26 protein-coding genes, 1 tRNA gene and 5 pseudogenes are annotated in these 24,150 nt (G+C 63.6%); 11 read left to right on the top strand and 21 right to left on the bottom strand.

The window, feature by feature from the left end:
- Nucleotides 1-5: 5 nt before the first annotated feature.
- Nucleotides 6-380 (bottom strand): thioredoxin, encoded by a 375-nt coding sequence (trxA, locus tag ACX9NE_RS07355; protein ID WP_459361028.1) that lies wholly within the window; start codon nt 378-380, stop codon nt 6-8.
- 352 nt (nt 381-732) lie between these two features.
- Here trxA and ACX9NE_RS07350 point away from each other — a divergent pair, with 352 nt between their 5' ends.
- Both ACX9NE_RS07350 and ACX9NE_RS07345 read left to right on the top strand, forming a co-directional pair.
- A complete protein-coding gene (locus ACX9NE_RS07350) occupies nt 733-2,190 on the top strand; it encodes an NAD(P)/FAD-dependent oxidoreductase (protein ID WP_459361027.1) in 1,458 nt (485 codons plus the stop codon).
- An 11-nt stretch (nt 2,191-2,201) separates the two neighbouring features.
- The gene (locus tag ACX9NE_RS07345) at nt 2,202-2,366 is read left to right on the top strand and encodes a hypothetical protein (RefSeq protein WP_459361026.1); all 165 of its coding nucleotides are present in this window, start codon (nt 2,202-2,204) and stop codon (nt 2,364-2,366) included.
- Nucleotides 2,367-2,508: 142 nt separating this feature from the next.
- Here the strand turns inward: ACX9NE_RS07345 and ACX9NE_RS07340 are convergent, their stop codons facing one another.
- From ACX9NE_RS07340 to ACX9NE_RS07325, 4 genes and pseudogenes are all read right to left on the bottom strand, one after another.
- Nucleotides 2,509-5,430 (bottom strand): MMPL/RND family transporter, encoded by a 2,922-nt coding sequence (locus tag ACX9NE_RS07340; protein WP_459361025.1) that lies wholly within the window; start codon nt 5,428-5,430, stop codon nt 2,509-2,511.
- A complete protein-coding gene (locus ACX9NE_RS07335; RefSeq protein ID WP_459361024.1) occupies nt 5,427-5,858 on the bottom strand; it encodes an MmpS family transport accessory protein in 432 nt (143 codons plus the stop codon). Before ACX9NE_RS07335 ends, ACX9NE_RS07340 begins: the two co-directional genes overlap by 4 nt.
- Before the next feature lie 300 nt (nt 5,859-6,158).
- A pseudogene (locus ACX9NE_RS07330) lies at nt 6,159-6,332 on the bottom strand (enoyl-CoA hydratase); the annotation flags it as partial.
- A 48-nt stretch (nt 6,333-6,380) separates the two neighbouring features.
- Nucleotides 6,381-6,653, bottom strand: coding sequence for a GlsB/YeaQ/YmgE family stress response membrane protein (locus tag ACX9NE_RS07325; RefSeq protein WP_459361023.1), 273 nt, complete (start codon nt 6,651-6,653; stop codon nt 6,381-6,383).
- A gap of 154 nt (nt 6,654-6,807) precedes the next feature.
- Between ACX9NE_RS07325 and ACX9NE_RS07320 the strand changes: the two genes are divergently transcribed.
- The 3 genes from ACX9NE_RS07320 (at nt 6,808) to ACX9NE_RS07310 (ending at nt 8,528) form a co-directional block, all read left to right on the top strand.
- Complete coding sequence (locus tag ACX9NE_RS07320) at nt 6,808-7,056, top strand: hypothetical protein (RefSeq protein ID WP_459361022.1); 249 nt, start codon at nt 6,808-6,810, stop codon at nt 7,054-7,056.
- Between the two features lie 47 nt (nt 7,057-7,103).
- Nucleotides 7,104-7,340, top strand: coding sequence for a microaggregate-binding protein 1 (mbp1, locus tag ACX9NE_RS07315; RefSeq protein WP_459361021.1), 237 nt, complete (start codon nt 7,104-7,106; stop codon nt 7,338-7,340).
- 420 nt (nt 7,341-7,760) lie between these two features.
- A complete protein-coding gene (locus ACX9NE_RS07310; RefSeq protein WP_459361020.1) occupies nt 7,761-8,528 on the top strand; it encodes a TetR/AcrR family transcriptional regulator in 768 nt (255 codons plus the stop codon).
- Nucleotides 8,529-8,837: 309 nt separating this feature from the next.
- Here the strand turns inward: ACX9NE_RS07310 and ACX9NE_RS07305 are convergent, their stop codons facing one another.
- The 6 genes and pseudogenes from ACX9NE_RS07305 to fabG all read right to left on the bottom strand — a co-directional run bounded on the left by ACX9NE_RS07305 (nt 8,838) and on the right by fabG (nt 14,638).
- A complete protein-coding gene (locus ACX9NE_RS07305) occupies nt 8,838-9,203 on the bottom strand; it encodes a hypothetical protein (protein WP_459361019.1) in 366 nt (121 codons plus the stop codon).
- Between the two features lie 75 nt (nt 9,204-9,278).
- A pseudogene (locus ACX9NE_RS07300) lies at nt 9,279-10,635 on the bottom strand (HNH endonuclease signature motif containing protein).
- Nucleotides 10,636-10,668: 33 nt separating this feature from the next.
- Nucleotides 10,669-11,361: a GntR family transcriptional regulator gene (locus tag ACX9NE_RS07295; protein ID WP_459361018.1), complete on the bottom strand. Its 693-nt coding sequence runs from the start codon at nt 11,359-11,361 to the stop codon at nt 10,669-10,671.
- A 4-nt stretch (nt 11,362-11,365) separates the two neighbouring features.
- Complete coding sequence (locus ACX9NE_RS07290) at nt 11,366-12,559, bottom strand: acyl-CoA dehydrogenase family protein (protein ID WP_459361017.1); 1,194 nt, start codon at nt 12,557-12,559, stop codon at nt 11,366-11,368.
- Nucleotides 12,556-13,776: a CoA transferase gene (locus ACX9NE_RS07285; RefSeq protein ID WP_459361016.1), complete on the bottom strand. Its 1,221-nt coding sequence runs from the start codon at nt 13,774-13,776 to the stop codon at nt 12,556-12,558. Before ACX9NE_RS07285 ends, ACX9NE_RS07290 begins: the two co-directional genes overlap by 4 nt.
- 127 nt (nt 13,777-13,903) lie before the next feature.
- Nucleotides 13,904-14,638, bottom strand: coding sequence for a 3-oxoacyl-ACP reductase FabG (gene fabG, locus ACX9NE_RS07280; protein WP_459361114.1), 735 nt, complete (start codon nt 14,636-14,638; stop codon nt 13,904-13,906).
- A gap of 119 nt (nt 14,639-14,757) precedes the next feature.
- Here fabG and ACX9NE_RS07275 point away from each other — a divergent pair, with 119 nt between their 5' ends.
- Nucleotides 14,758-15,927, top strand: coding sequence for an acyl-CoA dehydrogenase family protein (locus ACX9NE_RS07275; RefSeq protein WP_459361015.1), 1,170 nt, complete (start codon nt 14,758-14,760; stop codon nt 15,925-15,927).
- Nucleotides 15,928-15,931: 4 nt separating this feature from the next.
- Here ACX9NE_RS07275 and ACX9NE_RS07270 read toward each other — a convergent pair whose 3' ends face one another.
- Entirely contained in the window at nt 15,932-16,294 is a 363-nt protein-coding gene (locus tag ACX9NE_RS07270) for a ClpX C4-type zinc finger protein (RefSeq protein ID WP_459361014.1), read from the bottom strand.
- A gap of 158 nt (nt 16,295-16,452) precedes the next feature.
- On the opposite strand from ACX9NE_RS07270, the gene ACX9NE_RS07265 reads away from it, so the two are divergent.
- Complete coding sequence (locus ACX9NE_RS07265) at nt 16,453-16,887, top strand: hypothetical protein (protein WP_459361013.1); 435 nt, start codon at nt 16,453-16,455, stop codon at nt 16,885-16,887.
- 12 nt (nt 16,888-16,899) lie between these two features.
- Nucleotides 16,900-17,607, top strand: a complete 708-nt coding sequence (locus ACX9NE_RS07260) for a TetR/AcrR family transcriptional regulator (RefSeq protein ID WP_459361012.1) — start codon at nt 16,900-16,902, stop codon at nt 17,605-17,607.
- Here the strand turns inward: ACX9NE_RS07260 and ACX9NE_RS07255 are convergent.
- Nucleotides 17,608-17,892, bottom strand: a pseudogene (locus ACX9NE_RS07255) (aminoglycoside phosphotransferase); the annotation flags it as partial. It lies immediately after the preceding gene.
- A 78-nt stretch (nt 17,893-17,970) separates the two neighbouring features.
- Nucleotides 17,971-18,591, bottom strand: coding sequence for a TIGR03085 family metal-binding protein (locus tag ACX9NE_RS07250; protein ID WP_459361011.1), 621 nt, complete (start codon nt 18,589-18,591; stop codon nt 17,971-17,973).
- Nucleotides 18,592-18,713: 122 nt separating this feature from the next.
- On the opposite strand from ACX9NE_RS07250, the gene ACX9NE_RS07245 reads away from it, so the two are divergent.
- Complete coding sequence (locus tag ACX9NE_RS07245) at nt 18,714-18,932, top strand: DUF3072 domain-containing protein (RefSeq protein ID WP_459361010.1); 219 nt, start codon at nt 18,714-18,716, stop codon at nt 18,930-18,932.
- Here ACX9NE_RS07245 and ACX9NE_RS07240 read toward each other — a convergent pair.
- The 3 genes and pseudogenes from ACX9NE_RS07240 to ACX9NE_RS07230 form a co-directional block, all read right to left on the bottom strand.
- Nucleotides 18,929-19,372, bottom strand: a pseudogene (locus ACX9NE_RS07240) (fatty acid desaturase family protein); the annotation flags it as partial. The gene ACX9NE_RS07245 and the pseudogene ACX9NE_RS07240 overlap by 4 nt on opposite strands.
- Nucleotides 19,370-19,610: pseudogene (locus tag ACX9NE_RS07235) on the bottom strand (hypothetical protein); the annotation flags it as partial. The pseudogenes ACX9NE_RS07235 and ACX9NE_RS07240, both read right to left, overlap by 3 nt.
- 87 nt (nt 19,611-19,697) lie before the next feature.
- Nucleotides 19,698-19,780, bottom strand: a tRNA-Leu gene (locus ACX9NE_RS07230).
- A 118-nt stretch (nt 19,781-19,898) separates the two neighbouring features.
- On the opposite strand from ACX9NE_RS07230, the gene ACX9NE_RS07225 reads away from it, so the two are divergent.
- Both ACX9NE_RS07225 and ACX9NE_RS07220 read left to right on the top strand, forming a co-directional pair.
- Entirely contained in the window at nt 19,899-20,282 is a 384-nt protein-coding gene (locus ACX9NE_RS07225; protein WP_459361009.1) for a hypothetical protein, read from the top strand.
- Nucleotides 20,279-20,629 (top strand): DUF3817 domain-containing protein, encoded by a 351-nt coding sequence (locus ACX9NE_RS07220; RefSeq protein WP_459361008.1) that lies wholly within the window; start codon nt 20,279-20,281, stop codon nt 20,627-20,629. Before ACX9NE_RS07225 ends, ACX9NE_RS07220 begins: the two co-directional genes overlap by 4 nt.
- A 4-nt stretch (nt 20,630-20,633) precedes the next feature.
- Here ACX9NE_RS07220 and rdgB read toward each other — a convergent pair whose 3' ends face one another.
- From rdgB to ACX9NE_RS07200, 4 genes are all read right to left on the bottom strand, one after another.
- Nucleotides 20,634-21,236, bottom strand: coding sequence for an RdgB/HAM1 family non-canonical purine NTP pyrophosphatase (gene rdgB, locus ACX9NE_RS07215; protein WP_459361007.1), 603 nt, complete (start codon nt 21,234-21,236; stop codon nt 20,634-20,636).
- 182 nt (nt 21,237-21,418) lie between these two features.
- Nucleotides 21,419-22,018, bottom strand: coding sequence for a DUF4395 domain-containing protein (locus ACX9NE_RS07210; protein WP_459361006.1), 600 nt, complete (start codon nt 22,016-22,018; stop codon nt 21,419-21,421).
- Between the two features lie 296 nt (nt 22,019-22,314).
- Nucleotides 22,315-23,094 (bottom strand): ribonuclease PH, encoded by a 780-nt coding sequence (rph, locus tag ACX9NE_RS07205; protein ID WP_459361005.1) that lies wholly within the window; start codon nt 23,092-23,094, stop codon nt 22,315-22,317.
- A gap of 223 nt (nt 23,095-23,317) precedes the next feature.
- Entirely contained in the window at nt 23,318-24,094 is a 777-nt protein-coding gene (locus ACX9NE_RS07200) for a cyclic nucleotide-degrading phosphodiesterase (RefSeq protein ID WP_459361004.1), read from the bottom strand.
- Nucleotides 24,095-24,150 lie beyond the last annotated feature (56 nt).

Raw genomic sequence — 24,150 nt, 5'->3', positions numbered from 1 at the left:
GTTGGTTACGCGCTGGCCGCAGTTTTGCGTTGTGCGATCTTGGCGCGCACCGCCTCCATGTCGAGAGCCTTGACCTTGCCGATCAGGTCCTCCAAGACGGCGGGCGGCATCGCCCCGGCCTGACTGTAGACCAGGATCCCGTCCCGGAATGCCATGATGGTGGGCACCGATCGGATGCCGACCGTGGCGGCGAGATCACGCTGCGCGTCGGTGTCAACCTTGGCGTGCACGACATCGGCGTGCTGCTGCGCGGACCGCTCGAACACCGGCGCAAACGCCCGGCACGGTCCGCACCACGGCGCCCAGAAGTCAACCAGCACAATAGGATTAGCGACGATCGTTGTCTCGAAATCGGTGGCGGTGAGGGATTTGACGGTCATTGTTCTTTCCTTTATCTCTGGTAGGGACACTGCTCTGGAGAAGTTCTGAACTGATCAGCGAGTCGAACCATCGGCGTTGTCGGCCGTCGCGTCCGCGACCGCGGTGGTAGTGGTGGCGTTCGCTCATGCCTCTCATAACATGAATACCCCCTCCCGTATTCCGCCGCACGCCCGTATCGGCCGACGGGGCGGTCGGTACCCACGTAGCGGAGGCCATTGGACCCTAGGAAAGCCGCTCCGGCAGAGACATTCTGAGAGCAGAGCAGTCGAAGTGCACGCTTCTCATATACCCCTATAGGTATATACTGATTGGACGCCCGCCTCATGTCGGCGGAGAAACAAAGGAAGTCCGATGGCACGAGTCCTCATCCTCGGCGCGGGTATCGCGGGGCACACCGCCGCGTTGCATCTGCGTCGATGGCTAGACCGAAACCATGAAGTGGTCGTCATTTCTCCGAATCCCGACTGGAACTGGATCCCATCGAACATCTGGGTCGGCGTTGGTCGCATGGACGCGGCCAAGGTACTCATTCCACTGAGGCCGATATACCGCCGCAAGGGCATCGTTTTCCACCAAGGGCTCGCAAAGGCGATCCACCCCGAGGGAAAGAGCGGCCAGTCGACGGCGTCGGTGGACTTCACCTACACAGACGAGGAACACCACGGCGAGGACGCCAACCTCACCTATGACTTCCTCATCAACGCCACCGGCCCGCAGTTGAACTTCGCGGCAACACCCGGGCTCGGGCCTGAGGGACACTCCTATTCGGTGTGCACCGCCGCCCACGCCATCGAAGCCGCCCACGCGCTTGACCGGGTCATCGCCAGGCTGAAAGCCGGTCACAAGCAGCGACTGGTGATCGGGGTCGGGCACGGCACCTGCACGTGTGAAGGCGCGGCCTTTGAATACGCCTTCAATGTCGAGCACACCCTGCGTACCGCCGGGGTCCGCGACCTCGCCGAAATCGTTTACTTGACAAATGAATACGAACTTGGCGACTTCGGTGTCGGCGGCATGAGCTTCGTCGAGAAGGGCTTCGTCCAGTCCAGCCGTTTGTGGACGGAGTCGCTATTCCGTGAGCGCGGGGTCACGGCAATCACCCAGGCAGCCGTGCACGAGGTTATGGACGGCAAATTGCGCTACGAGCAACTCGACGGCAAAGAGCATGATCTGGACTTTGACTTCGCCATGCTGCTGCCGCCGTTCAAGGGCGCAAGCCTCGCTGCGTACGACAGGGATGGCAACGACATCACCTCCGACCTGTTCGCCGCCTCAGGTTTCCTCAAGGTGGACGCCGACTACTCGGCCAAACCTTACGACGAGTGGACTGCCGAGGACTGGCCGCACACTTACGAGTCCACCGCCTATCCGAACATCTTCGCCCCGGGAATCGCATTTGCGCCTCCCCACCCGATTTCCAAACCACGCAAGAGTCCCAACGGGACTGTCATCACCCCGAGCCCGCCGCGTACCGGCATGCCGTCAGGCATCATGGCCAAGACGGTTGCTGAAACCATCCGGGACCGCATCGTGAAGGGTATCAACACTCCTGCCAACCGCGCCTCGATGGCGAGCATGGGGGCCGCATGCGTCGCTTCGGCAGGCACCGGTCTTCGTGAGGGGTCCGCGGCCGCGATGACGATGTTCCCGGTGGTGCCGAACCCTGCGAAGTACCCACAGACCGGCCGCGACATCGCGGGCACCTCAGGTGAACTCGGATTGGCGGGTCACTGGATCAAGGTGCTGCTGCACTATCTCTTTATCTACAAAGCCAAAGCACGGCCGTTCTGGTGGCTGATCCCCGAATGAAAGGTAGGCCCATGACCGACATTGATTCGCAGGTCAACGTCCAGACCGCCGAGCGCATCGCGGATGCCCCTCTACCGACCGACGCGACACTGCGCAAACGTCAGAACCTTGCCATCCAGTTGTGGCGCTTCGTCCGAATTAATCTCCGGATGATGCGGATAATCCGGGCTCATTAGTCTTCACGACATACCGCAAGGAGCGTGGGAGATTTCGATTGCTTCGAGGCGGTAGGGGTAGCGGCGCTCTGTGATACTGATTTGAAGTCAACCGGAGAACCACGGGCAACCGGCCCCGCCACGCGGCATCCAATGCAGCACGCTACGAGGCGCTTGCCCCAACCTGCTCACGGCGTTCGACAGGCTTCACCGCATCGGACTCCTCACCCAGCAGCAACGAGCGGACCAGCCGCCGCGGCCCGAACGGCCGGAGCATGTAGCTGGCCGGACGCGGCCGCACCTTGAGCGGCCACCAGAACCACCTGCCGAGCAGGGCGGCGATCGAGGGTGTCATCAGCGACCGCACGATCAGCGTGTCGAACAACAGGCCGAGCCCGATCGTGCTGCCGGCCTGGCCGATCGAACTCAGATCGCTGGCTGCCATGGACATCATGGTGAAGGCAAACACCAGGCCGGCGGCGGTGACGACGCCACCGGTTTCACCCATCGAGCGGATGATGCCGGTCCGCAGGCCTGCGCCAATCTCCTCCTGGAACCGCGAGACGAGCAACAAGTTGTAGTCGGATCCGACAGCCAGCAGGATGATCAGCCCGAACACCGGTGCGATCCAGTTGAGGTCGAGGCCGAGTATGTGTTGCCACACCAGCACGGAGAGTCCGAACGCCGCGCCCAGCGACAGCAACACCGTGCCGACGATCACCAGCGAGGCGACCAGGGCCCGCGTGATAACCACCATCACCACGAATATCAGTGTCAGCGCGGCGATTCCGACGATCAAAAGATCGAATTGGGAGCCGGTCTGGACGTCGTTGTACACCGCGGCGGTGCCGGTGAGGTAGAACTTGGCGTTGGCCAGTGGCGTGCCCTTCACCGCTTCGTGCGCGGCGTTGAGTTCCGGTTTGACGGCCGCAATGCCTTTGGGCGTCGCCGGATCCGCGTCGTGGGTGATGATGAACCGGGCCGCCTTACCGTCCGGCGACAAGAACAACCTCAGCCCCCGCTGAAAGTCGGGGTTATCGAACGCCTCCGGCGGCAGATAGAAGTAATCGTCGGCCTTGGACGAGTCGAAAGCCTGACCCATTGCGCTTGCGGTGTCGGTCATCCGGGACATCTGAGTCACCAGGCCGGAGAAGCTGCTGTGCAGGGTCAGCAGGGTTCCCTGCATGGACTGCGCGACCGCGATGATCGGGGGAAACTCGGCGAGCATCTTGGGTAGCAGGGCGTCGATGTTTTTCATGTCACCCAGCAGGGTGGTCATGTCCGCACTGAACTTGTCCACTCCGTCGATCGCCTCGAACACCGACTTCGCCGCCCAGCAGGCGGGAATGTTGAAACAGTGCTGCTCCCAATACAAATAGTTGCGGAACGGCCGAGCGAAATCGTCGAAGTCGGCCAAGTGGTCCCTCATCTCGTCCAGGGTGGCCTTCATCGCACCCATGTCGCCGACCATGCGATGAGTCGTGCCACTCATCTGCTGCATCAGGCCCTGCATCCGCTGCATGGAACCGACCATGACGCCGAGATCATCGCTCATGGTGAGTATGTCGGCCATCCGGTCCTTCATGAATTGCAAGTTCTGTTGGATCGGCAGCGACTGCATACTGACCTGGAACGGGATCGAGCTGTGCTCGATCGGCCCGCCCAACGGCCTGGTAATGCTTTGCACCCGGGCGATTCCCGGAGTGCGGAAGATGTCCTTGGCGATGCGGTCAAGGATGATCATGTCGCTCGAGTTCCGCATATCATGATCGCCCTCGATCATCATAATGTCGGGATTGAGCCGGGCCGCGCTGAAATGCTTTTCCGCGGCGTTGTATCCGACGTTCGACGGCAGATTGGACGGGATGTAGTAGCGGTCGTTGTAGCTGATCGACATGGTCGGCACGACGAGCAGACCCACCAGGGCGATGAGCAGTGACGCGACGAAAATCGGCCCCGGCCAGCGAACGGTTGCTGTCCCTATCCGCCGCCATCCCCGCGTCTTGATCATCCGCTTGGGATCGAGCAAGCCGAATCGAGTAGCCACCGCGACGACAGCCGGCGCCGCGGTCAGCGCTCCCGCTATCACGACGAGCAAACCCAGTGCCGATGGGATGCCGAGGGCTTTGAAGTACGACAACCGAGCAAAGTGCAGACAAAATGACGCACCGGCGATCGTCAGCCCCGACCCCAGGATGACGTGATAGGTGCCGCGAAACATGGTGTAGTAGGCGGTTTCCCGATCCTGGCCAGACTGCCGCGCCTCTTGATAACGCCCGATCAGGAAGATCGCGTAATCCGTCCCGGCCGCGATGGCCAGTGACGACAGCATGGCGACGACGAACGTGGAGAAACCCAGCAGGTTGTAGTTACCAAGGATCGCGACAACCCCTCTGGCAGTGCCCATCTCGAAGCCGACCATCACCAGGACCAGCAGCACCGTGACGACGGAACGATAAACGACGAACAGCATGATCATGATGACCACACCGGTCACGCCCATCATCTTGAACATGCTCTTGTCGGCGGCCTCGTTCATGTCCGTCGTCAGCGCTGCCGGGCCGGTCACATATGTCTTGATGCCGGGAGGTGGCTTTGACTCGTCGACGATTTTTCGGACCGCGTCAACGGACTCGTTTCCCAAGGTGCTGCCTTGATTGCCGGCCACATTGACCTGGACGTAGGCCGCTTTGCCGTCCCCGCTCTGCGACCCCGCCGCGGTGATGCGGTCACCCCAGAGATTTTGCACGTGCTGAACGTGTTTGATGTCTTCTGCCAGTTTCCTGACCAGACCGTCGTAGTAGGCGTGTGCTTGGTCACCGAGGTCTTTGCCGCTCTCCAGGACGACCATGACCATGCTGTCCGAATCGGACTCGTGGAACGTGGCACCGATTCGTTTCGCGGCGATCATCGCGGGTGCATCTTGCGGCGACATTGTCACCGCATGGGTTCTGGCGACCGACTCGATAGGCGGCACCAACAGATTGACGGCCAGCGTTAAGAGCAGCCACACCAGAATGATCGGGATGGCGAACGCGCGGACAAAGCGCATGAAGCGCGGACGCCGCTCAGTATCGGTGTTCATGCCGCTTTCACCAGACAGAAGGTTTGGGCGTGGTGGCCGCTGGACGACTGCTCATCGCGGACATCGCCGTTCACCGTGATGCGACATCCGATGCGGTCGCTGTTCCCTTGTGCCACGATGTTGGCAATCACGGCCGGGATCGTCGTCGAAATCGTGTACGTCCAGGGCAGACTGCTGAATCTCGCTTCCTCAGCCTCGGCGTTCTTGTTCAAGTAGCTGACGCTTCCCGTCGTGTCGCTGGGCCCAAAGACCTCGTAAGTCACAGTCTTTGGGTTGAAGGGCACGATCGTCTCCGCGGCGCTCCCGGTCGTCGAGAACAGTTTGTCAGAGCCGAAGACAGCGCGTAGCCGCTGGACGGCGACGCCGCCCAGCACGACAGCCACTACGACGACAAGCGGTATCCAGGCTCGCTTGAGCAAGGTCAGCATGGCGTCTGTTCCTTCCCTCGTCTTAGCGATTCTCGTGACGACGCCGCGACATCGTAAGGGTCGTTTGACACCCATTCCGATGGCCTTCCGTCGCACCGGCGGAATCTGCCTCCCTCATCCCCGACCTCCTGGTTCAGCGCAGGATCCGTCCTGGCCGCCCAATATACCCTACCGGGTATTGTATCGAGCAAGCGTTCAGCAATGTGCATGCGGTCGGACGCAGCAGGTATCAGCCCGGCGAGCGTCGAAGTTGGAGGGGACCCGGGATCAGAACACCGCGCGGCGTTCGCCGCACGGGGGTCAAGCGTCGGCTAGCGAGGGGAATTGCGGTGGCCGTTTCTGCAGGAAGCTGATAATCCGTTCGACGACATCGGGTAGCGGCAATGCCTCCCACATGGGTGCCTCCGCGTTCGCGGCCGCTGTGACGACATCGCGCGCAGCGTCGCTGTAGGCCTGGCGTTTGATCACCGCCATCGGGCGGGTTGCGCCGCCGGGCGTCGGGCGAGCAGCGCGCGGGACAGGCTAGCGGGACACCCGCCGCCCGGTCACCAGCTTGACGATCCCCAGCAGGATAACCGCCCCCAGCAGACAGGTGAGGAACGAGAACAGGAGTCCGCCGCCGGCCACGTCGACGCCGAAGCCGCGCAGTAGGAACCCGCCCAACAGGCCTCCAACGATGCCGACCACGATGTTGAGCACGAGCCCCATCTGCCCGTCGGTTTTCATGATCTTGCTGCCGATCCAGCCGGCCAGACCGCCGATGATGATCCAGCCGATGATTCCGAGAGTGAGCATTCTTCAGTCCTTTCCATAGCGACGACTGCCGTCGCGGTGGTCCGCACCGGTATGCCCGTCATCTCCCGGTGGCAATCCGGGTGGTTTGAATACGTCAGTGGCAGGGTTACCGATAGCAGGCTCCGCCAGGAATCACGGCCCATGGGAGGACTCGATGAATACCACGAAAGCAGTCGCTCATCGCGTCGGGCAGGCGCGCGGGTTGGCGTTGCGCGCTCAGCTTGCGTGGATGGTGACCCAGCTGTTGTTCTGGCTGTCGCTGATCGGCGGGGTGGTCGCGGTCGCCCTATGGGCTCGCCGTCGGCTCACCTCCGGCGCGCAGACGGCTGCCTCCTCAACACCCCCGCCGGCGTCGCCCACCGACGTCGTGACGAGTGACACAGCACTAAACCGTTTGCACTGACCCTCCGACAGGGAAGACAGGGGCTACAAACGAAAAAGGAGAGCGCAATGGCGAACGAGAACAGTGGGCCGGCCGAGGCCGTCAAGGGTGTCGTGGAAGACGTCAAGGGCAAGGCTAAGGAGGTCATCGGTACGGTGACCGGCCGCAACGACCTGGTCAACGAGGGTAAGGCCCAGCAGGACAAGGCCGAATCCCAGCGCGATGCCGCGAAGCACGAGGCCGAGGCCGAGAAGGCACGCGGCGAGGCAAAGGTTCAAGAGGCGCGCCAAGAGGCACACCAGTAGTTAGCCGTATGTTGGAGGCCCGGTCAACGACCGGGCCTTCGTCATATGTAAATCCTTGTGCGGCAGAGCGTCTGAGCTACCCGAACAGTCCCAACCGCCGATCTGCGAACTCGATCTGCGTTTGGCCTCAGAAGGCACCCGGCCCGGTACATCGGATGCCCGAGCTCGCCGACGCAGTACCGGACCAGGTCTCGGTAAGTGTCCCAGTCGATATCGTCGCCATCACCGCCCCCTCAGCGGCATCTGACCGCGTCAGCACTCGCCACACCCGGCTCGATGGCCTAGCCTGTGGCTGATTCGATGGCCGCGTCACCTTCATGTCCGCCCGCCCGGCGATCTATATCAAAAAGCCTACGATAGGCATTACAGTAGCAGACAGAAACCCGTACGCGGGGTGGATTTCAGTGGAGGTATCCGGGAGTGGCAAAGCAGGCGACTGCGGAGAAGCGGCAGCGGCGCGAACGCGGTTCCATCAATCCCGATGACATCATCAGCGGCGCTTTCGAACTGGCAGAACAGGTTTCGATCGACAACCTGAGCATGCCGCTGCTCGGCAAGCACCTCGGCGTCGGAGTCACCAGCATCTACTGGTACTTCCGCAAGAAAGACGATCTGCTCAACGCGATGACCGACCGCGCCCTGAGCAAGTATGTGTTCGCCACACCCTACGTCGAGGCCAAGGACTGGCGCGAAACGCTGCGTAACCATGCGCGCTTGATGCGCAAGACGTTCATGGGCAACCCCATCCTCTGCGACCTGATTCTGATTCGGGCGGCGCTGAGCCCGAAGGCGGCCCGCGTCGGCGCACAGGAGATGGAGAAGGCCATCGCCAATCTGGTCGAGGCGGGCCTCTCACCCGAGGATGCGTTCGACACCTACTCCGCAATATCGCTGCACGTCCGCGGATCCGTAGTGCTGCATCGACTGCACGAGAAGAACCAGTCGTCGCAGGACGGGATACGCTCCATCGAAGAAGCGGTGGCCGTGGATCCGCAGACTACGCCGCTGATCGCTCAGGTCACCGGCAAGGGGCACCGCATCGCGGCTCCCGACGAAACCAACTTCGAGTACGGGCTCGAGTGCATCCTCGACCATGCGAGTCAATTGATCGAGGCGGGCAAGTCGCCGTCGAAAGCAACGAAGTCCACCCCGAGTCGGGCCCGCGCCAAGACCTCGACCCCTCGCTGAAGGTCATGACGCCTCGGGCTCCGAACGTGTAAGTGTTCGTCGCGCAACCGGAACGCATCTTTGGCGCCGTGCTCCGCGCTCAACGAAGATTCCGCGGTGTTCGACATCGACGGGCGCGATGATGTCGCCGGTCAGCAGTAGGCGCTGGGGTAGCACCGGACCCAACCGATGAAAGAACACGGGACGTCGAAGGCCAGGTGGGTGCTGCGGTGGTCTGTTTCGGCCTCGATGCCGTGTGGCTGCTGCTCCGATGACGACCTGCCCGGTGGCGGTACCGGAAAGGTCGGCATCCCTGCAGCTGCTGAATGCTCAGGGCACCCGTGTCCACGGTTGACAGTTCTGCGACTCGAACGCCTTCACCGAGGTGTTGATATTGGCGAACATCGGGCCGACAGAGATATTCGTCTGAAGGACATGCTCCTTGTTCGCGTCGGGCGTGCTGTAGGTGAACCATGCGCACATCGAGTCCTGGGTCGGCACGTTGTTGATCCACACTCCGAACGTCGAGGCGGACCCGGCCGTCCGGTAGAGGCCGGGCGCGATGTCGGTCCCGACGACGAAGACACCGTTGCCCGGAATGGGGTCCAGTGGTTCAGCAGAGGCCGGCGGCGCCACCGCAATCGCTGACAGGCAGGCGGTCGCTATTGCCATAGCGCGGGCCAATGTGCGCGGCATGTTTTTCTCCCGGCGTACGGCCCCCTATCGCACAGTAGGCCCAGCCCCGTTCGACCAGCAATAGAGCTGCCGCGGTCAGTTACTCTCGTCGTCGTCGTCATCGCCGGGTTGGAGGAGTTTCTCCGGATGATGCAGACAATTGACGCGCGGCCGATTGTTATCCAGGTGTTCCGGGGGTATCCATTCGGTGTCGCCGTGAGCGTTTCTGCGGGTGATCCCGCCGGTTGTCGGTGCCACAAGCCAGAGTGAGTTCGTCGATGTGGGTGCGGCGGGTGCTGAACCAGCCTTCGAGATGATGGACCTGTGTCCAATAGCCGGGCACGGTGCATCCCGGGCGGGTGCAGCCACGATGCCTGGCCAGGAGAGCGAGGCGTTGTTCGGGGGAGGCCAGGCGCTTGCCGTGGTAGAGGGCCAGGGTTTTGTCTTTGTCGAAGATGGCCAGATAGTGGTGCGCCTGGGAGGCCAGCCGGATGACGTCGGACATGGGCAGCAGGGTGCCTCCGGCGGTCAGTGCCCGCCCGGCACCGGCTTCCAACTCGGCCAGGGTGGTGGTGACGATGATGGAGGTGGGTAATCCGTGGTGGCGACCTAACGCTTTGACTGCCAGTAGCTTTCGCAGGCCGGCTGCGATGGCGTCATCGTTGCGTTGGGCTGGGGTGCGGGTGTCGCGGTCGACCGCGTCCACGGGCGCTTTCCCCTCGGTGACAGGGGTCTCGTCGGCGGGGTTGCACATACCGGGGGCGGCGAGTTTGGCCAGTACCGGGTTCCACGATGGCCCTGCACTCGGGTGTCAGGTGGCCGCTGATCGGCGACATGCCGTCGGGTTGTTGTGCGCCGATCGTGATGCCGCGCGAACGGGCGCGTTGTTCGTCGGCGAGGCCTCGGGTGCGAGGTAGTTATGCAGAAGCCGCGCGTAGAAACCTAATTCATCGGGCCGGTATCCGGCGGCGGCTTTGCCGGCCAGGTCAGCTTCGGCTTCGTCCCGGATGGGCGCGTCGATGCTGTCGGGCAGCTTCTTGATGAATTTGCGGATCAGCTTCACGTGTGCGTCCCCGACGAGGCCCCGGCGTTGCGCGGCCGCGGTGGCCGGCAACAGCGGCGCCAACGTTTCCCCGGTCAGGGCGCGGCGCGGGCCGAGTTCGGCAGCGTCGGCGATGCGCCGATCCGCATCGCCCTCGGTGATCCGCAGCCGATCGGCCAGCGCCTGGCCAAGAGTGCCGCCCAGTTCTGCCGGGGTGGACTGTGCGGCAAGGTCATTGATCAACGCGTGCCCGGCCACCGGTATCCGCCGCAACTCCGCTTCCAGGTCGCCCAGCTGGGCCAGGGCTTCCGGGGTCGTCAGCATACCCGAAGTCAGCTCCAGCAGCCGCGACACCGACCCGCGAAGCGCCTCCAACGCCTCGGCCAAGTCCTCAGGGGTGCTGCATCGCATACCCGAATTCTATTGAGGGGTACCGACATCGATTCAGTGCTCACCCGACGGCGCCGCCCGCAGCACCACGCCCCGGTCGATGAGGTGGTCGATCAGTGGAATAGCGCTTGCGGCCAGATGTTCCGACATTGCGGCGCGGGCCTGCTCCCCGTCGTGCTTGCCCAGCGCGTCGAGCACCCGCCGGTGATCTATGACGGCCTGCTCGGGCCAGTGCTCGATCATCGGGAAAACCGATTCGGGCGCATAGCGGGTGATCTGTGACATCAGCTGCGCCAACTTCGCCGAGTCCGCGGCGATGTTGATGGCCCGGTGGAACTCGTGGTTCAGGCGGACCGTACGCTCGTCGTCATCGGCGGCGTAGGCTGCCTCGAGTTGACTTTGGATCTCTTGAAGTTCGCGCAGCTGGTCGTCGGTGATGTTCAGCGCGGCGCGCGCCGCAAGCTCGCCACCGACGTGAGCCTGTACATTGGCGACATCGGCGAGGTCGCGCTGCGTCCACGGCAATACCACAAACCCGCGACGAGGTTGTTGGGCGACAAGGCCTTCCGCCCGTAACGCGAACAATGCCTCACGTACCGGCGTAACGCTGATGCCCAGTTCAATGGCCAACTGGTCCAGCCGCACATACTGTCCCGCGGCGTAGGTGCCCTCGAAAATCCGCTTGCGGACGAAGCTGGCAACGTCTTCGGAGAGCTGGGGGCGTGCGCCGAAATCGGGCACCGTCATGGCATCACACTCGGTACTCGTCGAGCAGTCGCTTGCTGATGATGGATTTCTGGATCTCGCTGGTCCCCTCGCCGATCAGCAGGAACGGTGCATCTCGCATCAGCCGCTCGATCTCGTATTCCTTGGAGTAACCGTAGCCTCCATGGATACGGAAGCTCTGCTGAGTGACCTCCGAACAGAACTCGCTGGCAAGGTATTTGGCCATTCCGGCGGCCACGTCATTGCGTTCTCCGGAGTCCTTGAGCCGGGCGGCATTGACCATCATCAGGTGGGCAGCTTCGACCTTGGTGGCCATCTCAGCCAGCTGGAAAGCGATGGCCTGGTGATCGGCGATCGGCTTGCCGAAGGTCTGGCGTTGCTGGGCGTAACGCACCGCAAGCTCGAAGGCCCGAATGCCGAGCCCGCACGCGCGGGCCGACACGTTGACTCGGCCGACTTCGATGCCGTCCATCATCTGGAAGAAGCCCTGCCCGGGCCTGCCGCCGAGGATGTCGTCGGCGCCCGCCCCGAAGCCGTCGAAGATGAGTTCGGTGGTGTCGATGCCCTTGTAACCCAGCTTGTCGATCTTGCCGGGGATGATCAGGCCCGGTAGCACTTCACCGAAACCCGTTGGCTTCTCTACCAGGAACGCGGTCAGGTTACGGTGTGGCGTGTCCGCGCCTTCGTCGGTTCGCACCAGCACGGCCACCAGCGTCGAGCTGCCGCCGTTAGTCAGCCACATCTTCTGACCGTCGATGGTGTATGTGCCATCGGAATTGCGAGTGGCCCGGGTGCGGATCGCCGCCACATCCGAACCCAGTTCCGGTTCCGACATCGAGAAGGCGCCGCGCGTTTCTCCGGTGGCCATCCGCGGCAGGAATCGCTGCTTCTGATCGTCGGTGCCGTGCTGGCGGAGCATGTACGCCACGATGAAATGGGTGTTCAGCACGCCCGATACGCTCATCCAGCCGCGTGCGAGCTCCTCGACACACAGCGCGTAGGTCAACAGTGACTCCCCCAGGCCGCCGTACTCCTCCGGGATCATCAGGCCGAACAGCCCCATGTCGCGCAATCCGTCGACGATCGCCTGAGGGTATGTGTCGGTGCGTTCGAGTTCTTGCGCGTGCGGAATGACTTCCTTGTCGACGAATTGGCGCACCGTTGCGACAATCTCGGTCTGGACGTCGGTGAGACCGAGTGTCTGGGCGATTTTGGTCATGCGCTGGATTCCTCTCGGCCTGCGATGGTTTTCGCGCCGGCCAGCCGCGCGATGTCGTCGGCTGTCAAACCCAGGTACTCGGCTAACACGTCGGCGGTATCCGCGCCGAGCGCCGGCGCGGGCGCGCTGCCCGGGTGCACGCCGTCGAACGCGGCCGGCATCGCCGGGGCCAGATAGTCTCCAACCCCCGGCTGTTGCAGCCGGGAAAAGACTGGATTGGCAGTCACTTTCGGATCTCTGGCAACCTCGGCGAAGGTGCGGTACCTCTCGTGCAGCACCGTGGTAGCAGCCAGCGCCGCGCTGATCTGCTCGGCGTCGTGGTCGGTGAACCAGGTGGCGAACAGGCCCGAGAGCACGTCGCGGTACCGGTAGCGGTCGCCCTCGGAGCCGAAGTCCACCTCCAACGCCGCGGCCAGTGCCGATACCGCCGCGCCGGTGCCGGTCACCTCCACCAGGTCACCAAAATGCCGTCGCGTCAACAGGACAATCATGAATCTGACTCCGTCCCGGCTGATGAAGTCCTGGCCGTACTGGCCGAAGATGGAGTTACCCACCCGTGGCCGCTGGGTCCCGAGCACCTGGGGCTCGGTCAGCAGGCCGAGATTGCCGGCGGTGGCCAGCGCGACGTCTTCGAGCGCGATGCTGACGCGCGCGCCCTGCCCGGATTGGTCCCGGCGGCGCACCGCGGAGACGACGGCAAGCGCGGCATAGAGGCCGCAACTGACATCCCAGGCCGGCAACACGTGGTTGATCGGGCCGGCGTGCTCGGCCGGCCCGGTGACGAGCGGAAAGCCCGCGGCCGCATTCACGGTGTAGTCCACGCCGGTGGACCCGTCCCCGCGCCCGAGCAGCTGCACATGGATGACGTCCGGCCGCTTAGCCACCAGCGCCTCGTGCCCCAGCCAGGTCATACCGGCGGCGTTGGTGACGATGATCCCGTCGGACTCGACGACCAGCCGCTGGACCAGCTCCCGTCCCTGCTCTGAGCGCAGATCGACGGTGACCGAACGCTTTCCTTTGTTGAGCCCGGTCCAGTAGATCGAGGTGCCGTCGGCGGCCAGCGGCCAGCGCCGCACGTCCGCCGCGCCGCCGATCGGATCGATGCGAATCACTCGCGCGCCCAACTGGTTCAGGGTCATACCGCACAGCGGCGCGGCGACGAAACTCGACACCTCGATGACGGTCGTGCCGGCCAGCGGCAATGCGGGACCGTTCATGTCACCCGCTCGAACACGGCCGCCAATCCCTGACCGCCGCCGCTCGACGACGTGAACATTGCGCCGTAGCGGCCGATCGGTGTCCGCACGGGCTCGCAGATCACCGCCTCCTGCCGAGCGCCGCTGATCACAGGTGCCGGCCCCCGGTGATCTCCATGACCGTGCCGGTCATGTACGAGGACAGGTCTGAGGCCAGGAAGAGGGCGACGCTTGCCACCTCGCTGGGTTCACCCGCGCGGCCCATCGGAACCTCGGCGACTTTGGAGTCCCAGATGCGCTGCGGCATGGCTTCGGTCATCGCCGAGCGGATCAACCCGGGGGCAATAGCATTTACCCGAACACCAACGTAGGCAAGCTCTTTGGCGGCGGCTTTTGTCAATCCGACAATGCCGGCCTTGGCCGCCGAATAGTTGGTTTGGCCGACCATCCCGACCTTGCCCGACACCGACGACATGTTGATGATGGCGCCGCGGTTGTTCTCCCGCATGATCGCCGCAGCCAGCCGGGTGCCGTTCCACGTTCCCTTCAAGTGCACATTGATCACCTGGTCGAACTGCTCCTCTGTCATCTTGCGCATGGTCGCATCGCGGGTGATGCCGGCGTTGTTGACCATGATGTGCAACCCGCCGAACCGCACGACGGCGGTATCCAGAAGCGCTTGCACCTCAACGGCTTTCGTAACGTCGCACCGCACGGCAACCGCGACGTCATCGCCACCGAGTTTCCGGGCAGCCGCCTCGGCGGCTTCGAGATTCACGTCACCGAGCACCACCAGGGCACCCTCGGCGACGAACCGTTCGGCGATGGCGAATCCGAGTCCTTGAGCCGCGCCCGTGACCACCGCGGTCTGACCGTCCAGCATCGCCACCGATACCACGCATCCTTCGTCATGGCCCGCAGCCGGGCACGCATCATGCAATATCATATTTCATATAAGATATGGCCCTGCGACGCCAAGCCTGTCCAAAGGAGATCCTCACCATGACGTCAGAGGTCGCCGAAGTTGGCGACGAGGACTTCCAGGAAATCCTGGCGCAAACCCGCCACTTCATCCGGACCGCTGTCGTCCCGCGTGAGCAGGAGATTCTCGACGAGGACCGGGTGCCCGACGATCTGCGTGACCAGGCCAGGAAGATGGGCCTATTCGGCTATGCGATTCCGCAGGAGTTCGGCGGCCTGGGCCTGAACCTGGTGCAGGACGTCGAAATGGCGATGGAACTGGGCTACACCTCGCTGGCGCTGCGGTCGATGTTCGGCACCAATAACGGCATTGCCGGCCAGGTCCTGGTCGGCTTCGGCACCGACCAACAAAGGGCTCGGTGGCTGGCGTCGATCGCATCGGGCGATACCGTCGCCTCCTTTGCTCTGACCGAACCCGGGGCCGGCTCCAATCCAGCCGGCTTGAGAACGAAAGCGGTTCGCGACGGCCAACACTGGGTGATCGACGGACAGAAGCGCTTCATCACCAACGCCCCCGTCGCCGACCTGTTCATCGTCTTTGCCCGCACCCGGCCCGCCGACGACAAGGGTCCGGGCATCGCCGTGTTCCTGGTCCCGGCCGACACGTCTGGCGTGGAAGTGGGCGTCAAGGACGCCAAGATGGGCCAGGAAGGCGCATGGACGTCCGACGTCAGCTTCACCGAGGTGCGCGTCGACGACAGCGCGCTGATCGGCGGCAACGAAGACATCGGTTACCGCGCAGCCATGACGTCCTTGGCGCGCGGACGGGTCCACATCGCCGCAATCGCAGTCGGTGCGGCCCAACGCGCGCTCGACGAATCCGTGGCCTACGCCGCGACCGCGACGCAGGGCGGTACACCGATCGGCACCTTCCAGTTGGTGCAGGCAATGCTGGCCGAGCAGCAAACCGGAGTGCTGGCCGGGCGCGCGTTGGTGCGCGACACCGCACGACGGTGGGTCGACAATTCCGACCGGCGTATCGCGCCGTCGGCGGCCAAGCTGTTCTGCACCGAAATGGCCGGCAAGGTCGCAGATCTCGCGGTGCAGGTACACGGTGGCAGTGGCTACATGCGCGGGGTCCCGGTGGAACGCATCTATCGTGACGTCCGACTACTGCGGCTGTACGAGGGCACCAGCGAGATCCAGCAACTGATAATCGGATCCAACCTCGTCAAAGCTGCGCAGCGGTAGCGGTCTATTCCTCCCCCGCGAATCGTTCCCAGGCGGACTGACGCGTGATGCCCAGGGCTGCACCGATTTTCGCCCATGTGACACCGCGCCGGCGCAGTTCCTGCACCCACGAACGCAGATCGGTTTCCACCTGCCGGGCGACCACCGCAATCCGCGGTATGTGATCGAGCATCTGCTTGTCGCTCATGGGCTCCCATACCGGCAGTCGCAGTTCGGCCGGCTTGCCCCTGGACTGTTCAATGATCGCGCCGGCGGCGGCGACGCATTCGTCGCAGATCTGCACTCCCGGACCGCCGACCAACTTGTCGACTTTGGTATTCGGCTTACCGCAGAACGAGCACCAGATCTGAGCTGTCATTGCCGACATGGGTTCACGCTCCTTGTCAGGGCCACCCTGACACTATAGCCGTGTCAGGCTCGTCCTGACAAGCACGTTCTCGCGGAATTTAGACCGGTGGTCTAATCTATTAGACCAGTGGTCTAACTTAGGGCCGCTGCTGAGCACTAGCACCCGGAGTGATAACGATGAACAGCCTTGCCATCCCGACCGATCGCCGCCAACGCACCCGCTCTTTCGCGCGCGTACTCGGACCGTTCATCGCCGTGGTCCCCGCGATCGTGGCAATCCGAGCCGCAGACCTCGGCAGCCTGTTGTCCACCTTCGCGAGGGACCCCATGTGGCCATGGGCGGCGGGCGCCCTGCTGTTCTTCTGCGGGCTGTTCATCATTGCCTTCCACCAGTATTGGCGCAACGTCGCCGCCGTGATCATCTCCCTGTTCGGTTGGTTCTTGCTGCTGCGCGGTTTCGCGTTACTCGCCATGCCGCAGCTGATCGTCAACGCCGCCGCAGCCTCAACTCAACCCGCCGGATCCGCCCTAGACTTCGTGCGGATCGGATTCGGACTGCTCGCATTGTGCGGTCTCTATCTCGCATACGTGGGGTGGGTGAAGTCCGACTGAGTCGCCACGGCAATGGCACGTGTCGTGAAACGTAAGGATGTCCGGCAAGCCGAAGTGCTGGACCAGGCGCTCACGCTCTTCCTCGAACGCGGTTACGCGAATGTCAGTCTGAACGATCTGCTGACTATGGCCGGAACGTCCAAAGGCGCCTTCTATCACTACTTCCCGTCCAAGGAGGCGCTGGTCGAAGCGCTGGCTCAACGCAGCGCTGAAGAAGCCTTCGAGGCATTGCGTCCCGTGTTCGCCCAGCCGGGCAAGAATGCGTTGGAACGTCTCAATGCCGGACTTGCGGCGAGTTATCAGGTCAAGATGGCCATGGGAGCTCCGGAACAGATCGCAGCGATGAGATCACTGCTGAAACCGCAGAACCGGGCCCTGTTGCGAAGGATCGTCACCATCTGGGAGGACCTGTTTCGGCCGGTATTGACCGAGCTCATCACTGATGGAGTCCGACAGGGCGTGTTCGACACCTTCGACCCCGAGGGGGTAGGTGACATGATTCAGGGGTTCGCAGCCAGCATGGACACTCACGTGATTCGCATCATGGACGCCCCGAACGCGCGGACGCGCCGCGCGGCCATCGATGACGCAGTCAGACGGCTGAAGCTGTATGGCGTTGCAACGGACCGCATTCTGGGGTTACCCGACGGGTCAACGGTGGTGCTCGACCGCAAGCAGGTAGAGAAGATGGTCGCACCGCTCACGAAGCACCCGTGGTGATCAACCGATCGGGTCCAGGGCCCCCAGGTCGCGAATCGCCCGAGACCCACGACTGAGCATGGTCAGCACCATGTCGTCGCCGCGGTCGGTTGAGGAGGCGAACGCGAACCCCAACGCCGAGATCAGCGGGGCCTGAACGACTCCCAGGTGGTAGTCACGCCAGCAGGTCTCGCGGTCATAGCCGGTGACGCCGTGGCCCAGCAGCGCTTGGTGATAATCGTCGACCAGGCTCTGCTCGATGGTCGCACGCAGCTGCGAATCAAGACTGGTGGCCGTGAAGTACGCACGACACCGCCTCCAGCCAGGTTACGAGCTAGGTAGGAGACTGTAAGGCATACGGCATCGGCTTCTGCACTTCCGGAGCTACAAGCCCTTGGGTGCCTCCCGGACCGCCCGCACCGCCGACTCGTCGCCGTCGAAGTCGACTCGGGCCGCCCGGCCCACCGCGAACAGCAGCAGTTCCTCAGGCTCACCCGTGACCGTGACCGCCGGTCCGCTACCGGCGGTCAACAACGTCTTGCCTTCGGCGGTGCGCAGCGCGACCCGGCCCGGAACCTTCGCCAAGGTGAGCCGGCCCATAAGCGGGACGGTCCGGGCCAGCCGGCTTTTCAGGCCCGGCTCGAGTTCACGGGGCTCCCAGCTCGCGGCGGCGCGGCGAACGTCCTCATGATGAATGAACATCTCCGCAACGTTGATCACCGGGTCGAGCACCTTGAAGGGAGAGTACGTCGGCGGGCCGGACGCGACTTTGCCCACCAACTCGTCCCAATCGGTGTGCTCAGCGACCTCATTCTGCACCTTTTCGGTGTGCCGGGCGAAGAACGGTATGAGGATGCCGGGTGCGGCGTCCAACCGGTACTCCCTGATCACCAGATGAGCCGCCAGGTCGCGGGTTTTCCACCCCTCACACAGAGTGGGCGCCTCGGGCCCCGCGGCACGGATGGTCTCGACCAGCGCAGCTCGCTCGCGTTGTGCAATGGACACGTGATCTCCTGTCAGTTCCAGGGCGCATTGCGCGAACGCCCCTGTGATCGTATCGATTCACCGCCGGCACGCAGGTTTCGAAAGTTTGTGCGATGGCTATCCGAGGTCCGGAGGTGACAAACATGAGCAACAACGAAGCACCGCAGGCCCCCCAGGAGAACCCGGAGAAGGACCCCGCCGACTGGGTGACCGGCGATGAACCGATGACGGGTCCCCAGCGCAGTTACCTACAAACCCTGGCCCAAGAGGTCGGCGCGGATGTTCCCGACGACCTGACCAAAGCTCAGGCGTCCCAGGTAATCGAGGAGTTGCAGCAGAGGACCGGCCGCGGTACGGGTTAGGCTGCGGTCGAACGCAATTCGCGCAATGCGGTGCGCAAACCACGGCGTCGGCCTGTCTCGGTATCGGCGAAGCTCCCTTTCAGGCCGGCGCGCACGCGGAACTTCGACGCCGAGCGGGTTCCGGTGCGTCATCGGATGTCGCGGTGAGCGAGCGGTCCGGCGACGCGACTTTGAGGATCGTCCAGAATTACTGGAAGTACTGGCGGCCAATGGATCCCGTCGTGTAGGGCAGGTCGTACTTCTCACAAAGCTCGCGCACTCGCACGGAGATCTCGGCACAGCGGTTGCCGGGGAGATCCGAGAAGAGGTGGTGCCCGATCTGGTAGCACAGGTGTCCGTGACAACAGGTAGCCGCTGATGAAGATCGGTCCGGCGTTGAAGTTCGCCGACCCGAGCATCTGACGCAGACACCTTTCCCCGTGCGTCTCGTTCTCGAACTCCGGGTGTACATCGACGATCAGGCCACGCAGCGCGCGCGCCGACCAGAGCGGGTTGAGAATTTCAGAGGTCATCGGGCAGCAGTGGCGTGGTCGCTCGGGCAGCCAGCCCACGCGCCATGTTCGCCCCCGGCGTTGACGCTGTTGAAACGCCCTCTGCGGGCGCTTTGCTCCATCGCAGGACAGTGGGAAGTGTCGAACCATAGTTCTGCTCCGTCGGTATCGAGGGTTTTCCGCGCATCATTCAAAACGCGGCAAGTCACGGACTTCCCGATAAGGCTTTCGATAAACACTTGTTCGCTGAAACTCCGAACCGCGGCGGTGACGGTGCGGGCGGAGGGACTCGAACCCACACGCTCTCTCGAGCACCGGCACCTAAAGCCGGCGCGTCTGCCATTTCGCCACGCCCGCGCGCTAGCGATCCTACCGGCACGCGAAGGTGACAAACTCTGCCGAACGCTCACCACGGTGCGGCCCTGTGGAGCCTGAGGACCGGTGACCCGAAACGCCCACGCGGTACCGTCGTAGGGTGTCCACCCCGGTCCGCACCAGACGCCGACGGCCCGCAGCGATCGCATTGGTGATCTTCGCGGCCTGCGGCTGCCTGGCGCTGGGCTGGTGGCAGTGGACCCGATTCCAGTCGGTGTCGGGCACGTACCAGAACCTCGGCTACGCCCTGCAGTGGCCGATGTTCGCCGCGTTCTGCATCTATGCATACCGCAAGTTCGTTCGCTACGAAGATACGCCGCCCGCCCCGCGGGCCACCGTCACCGAGATCCCACCCGGCCTGCTTCCTGAGCGACCGAAGCCCGAACCGCAACCGCCTGATGATCCCGCACTGCGCGAGTACAACGCCTATCTGGCCGAGCTCGCCAAGGACGACGCTGCAAAGCAGAGAAGGACGACCGCATGAGCACGCCCGAGACACCCGAGCGCGGCGCTTCGGCGTTCCCCGCCGAAAAGATCCGCACAGCGTTGCTGGCATACCGGGTGATGGCGTGGACGACGGGTGTCTGGCTCATCGTGTTGTGCGGAGAAGTCGTCTCGCACCTGGTCTACCACCATGAGATCCGGTGGATCGAAGTCGTACACGGCTGGGTGTACTTCGTTTACGTGCTGGCCGCGTTCAACCTCGCGATCAAAGTCCGCTGGCCTATCGGCAAGACCATCGGCGTGCTGCTCGCCGGCACCATCCCGTTGCTGGGAATCATCGTCGAGCACCGTCAGACCAGAGAGGTCAAGGCGAACTTCGGCGTCTGACCGCCTAAAGCGCCCGCAGCGCCGGCAACAACAGAGCCAGCGCGCGACCTCGGTGCGACACCGCGTCTTTCTCTGCCGGGCTGAGTTGCGCGGCCGTCCGGCCGTCGGCGTCGGCGGGAAGAAAGACCGGGTCGTAACCGAACCCGCCGTCCCCACGCGACTCGTGGGCGATCGTCCCGGGCCACTCGCCGCGCACCACCACCTCGTGTGCACCGGAGACCAGCGCGCAGGCCGAGACGAACGCCGCGCCACGCCGCTCGTCGGGCACGTCGCGCAACTGCGCCAACAGCAGTGCGGTGTTGGCGCCCTCATCGCCGTGCCTGCCCGACCACCGCGCGGACAGCACGCCGGGCATGCCGTTCAACGCGGCGACTTCCAACCCGGAGTCGTCGGCGACGCTCGGCAACCCGGTCGCGGCGAACGCGTCACGCGCCTTGGCCAGCGCGTTGTCCTCAAACGTGGCACCGGTTTCCGGCGCCTCGTCGAAGGGCGCCACGTCATCCAGCGACACCAGCGTCACCCCGGACATTCCTGCGCCGTCGAGTACCCGTTGCAACTCGGCCAGCTTCTTGCGGTTGCGGCTGGCCACCAATAGGCGAGTCACCATTCAATCCAAAACACGGTTTCACCTCTGCAGGAAATATCTCGCCTTGCTCTCGTGTCGCAGGTATCGGCCCGCAACGCGGGCTGTTGTCGAATCCTCAGCGTCATCGTCACTTGCCATGACCTCCGTGGCGCACATCTGCGCGCCACGAAAATTGCCTGAGCCGCACCGACTGTGACGCGTACCTAGGCGCGACTTTCCAGGTTTATTTCTGAACTTTCCTGGATTAGTGCTGGTCGTGATTCTACTCCCCTGACATAAGGGACTTCGCAGTCTTCACAACCCCAAATCAATTTGTGCATGTAACAGCCCACGCAAAATCCCAGCGTGGCCTCCGACCACGTCAGCACAAAACAGACCGCAACAACAGCCGCCATCGCTACGGGCGAGGCCCCCAGCAGGCGCATGGCAAGACACGTCGCTGCTAAACCGGCACCCAGCAACCAGGCAAACCGCTTCGGCCGCGTTGGTTTCCACACCGGACGCATGTGCATTGTCAAGGCTGTGCCCAGAATGCCAGTGGGGCTGAATGGAGTTAACCCGGTAACCGCCGCAGCCAACATGTCAAAAAGCACGAACGGACCAACAATGATCACCGGATCGGTTTCCGGACGCATAAGCAACAATGCAATCGTGACCGCCGAGACAACATTTAGCAGACCCGCCCTTGCGCGGGTCGCAACTTCGTTAATACGCGGCTCCGCATGTGTATGCGTCATCTGCCCCATTGCCCACCAAGGCGTATTGAGAAAAGAATGTTCAAGTGAGACTCGCCGACTATCCATCAGTGATCCTAAAAAGTGGCGAAACATTAGTTTTGGTAAAAACTAAATTGGACGTGGATTAGTTTACCATAACGGTCGTGTGTGCGGCTCTGACCAGCCACTTTGAGTCGAGACAATGGCAAAACGCTACGGCCGGCCAATGCCCACTCCATGACCAACACGACAGCGCCCACGGACTCGAACTGCCTGACCCGGTCCGCTAGCCGATGGTACATAACCAGATACGGCGCACGTTGACACCGGGATGGCGCCCCGAGCCGTTAGCGTTCCGTTTGGGCGGATTACCATCGGCCCGATCAGCTCCCGAACGCTTTCGGTGCTTTCGGCCCCTCCGGCAGCACGCCGGGGTACGGCAATGCCAGCGCCTGGCCTTGGGCTGCGAACAATTTGTCGCAGGCACCCAGCGCCATGTCGAGCAGCTTGTCCAGCGTCGAGCGAGGGAAGGTCGCGCCCTCGCCGGTGCCCTGCACCTCGACCAGCGTGCCGGTGTCGGTGGCGACGACGTTCATGTCGACCTCTGCGCGCGAGTCCTCCTCGTACGGCAGGTCGACGCGGACCCTGCCGTCCACCACGCCCACGCTCACCGCCGCGATCGCGCACGACAGCGGCCTGGGGTCGGAGAGCTTACCCGCCGCCGACAGGTAGGTGACTGCGTCGGCGAGCGCGACGTAGGCGCCGGTGATCGCTGCCGTCCGGGTACCGCCGTCGGCCTGCAGCACATCACAGTCGACCGCGATGGTGTTTTCACCGAGCGCCGCCAGATCAATGCAGGCCCGCAGGGACCGGCCCACCAACCGGCTGATCTCCTGGGTGCGCCCGCCAACTCGACCCTTCACGGATTCCCGGTCGGAGCGGGTGTGGGTGGCCGACGGCAACATCGCATACTCCGCGGTGAGCCAGCCCAAGCCAGATCCCTTGCGCCAGCGCGGCACCCCCTCGGTGACGCTGGCGGTGCACATGACCTTGGTTCCGCCGAATTCGATCAGCACCGAACCCGCCGGATGGTCGGTGAAACCCCGGGTGATGGTTACCGGGCGAAGCTCGTCGTCGAGGCGGCCGTCTTCTCTTTTGGACACGAACCAACCCTAGTCCGGTCGCGGTGCACGCCCGCAGGGCGTGAGGGATAGCTCGGCAGCGCAACCCTCGCCCGGATGATCGAGTATGCACGGACCACGTTCAGTGTGACGACACCGCTTTTCAGAGTGCACTCATGGTGGCGGAAAGTCCGAAAACCCCGCCGTCACCGCAGACTGAACACCGTGTATGCACACTGAACGGGCGCGACTGCCCAAAGCGCCGCTATGTCCGCCGGACCTCAATAGTCTCACCGGGCACTACCGCATGCACCGGCCCGTCGAACTCGGCCTTGGCCTCGCTGATGACGTCCTCGCGAGAGGTCCACGGCGGGATGTGCGTCAGCAACAATTCGCGCACCCCGGCCCGCGCCGCGGCCCGGCCGGCCTCCGTGCCGGAAAGGTGCAGAGCGGGTGGATGCTCCGACGAATGCGTCCAGGAAGCCTCACACAGGAAGACGTCGGCGTCGCGAGCCAGCTCGACGAGTTCGTCGCACTCGCCGGTGTCGCCGCTGTACGCCAATGAAGCCCCGCTCGGGTCGGTGAAGCGCAGTCCGAACGACTCGGTCGGATGCGCCACGACCCGCGGCAGCACGCTGAGCGCCCCGATGGTCACCGCCTCGCCATCGACCCAGTGACGCACGTCGAAGATGTCGGAGCAGTCGTCGATTTCGCCGCCATACGGCGACGACGCAGCCCCCAGCCGCGACCAAGTATCGCTCGGGCCGTACAGCAACGCCTTGCCGTCGGGCTTCGCCGTCGGGTGATATCGGCGCCAGACGAACAGCCCGGGCACATCCAGGCAATGGTCCGCGTGCAGATGCGACAACAAGACATGAACTGTCCCTGGATCGGCATGCCTTTGCAAGGCCCCTAGCACGCCCCCGCCGAAGTCGATGACAAGCGGCGGAGTGTCCGGTGCCCGAAGTAGATAACCCGACGCGGGCGAATCCGGACCCACGACGCTGCCGGAGCATCCGAGCACGGTTAGTCGCACGGACACCACTGTGCCATGCCCGTTCTGGCGATGGGGAAAACATCGCCGCATTGGGCCGTCAG

It is taken from the genome of Mycobacterium sp. ML4, assembly GCF_054515735.1.
The sequence above is the reverse complement of the archived record's forward strand: the minus strand, read 5'-3'. Positions and strand labels throughout refer to the sequence as shown.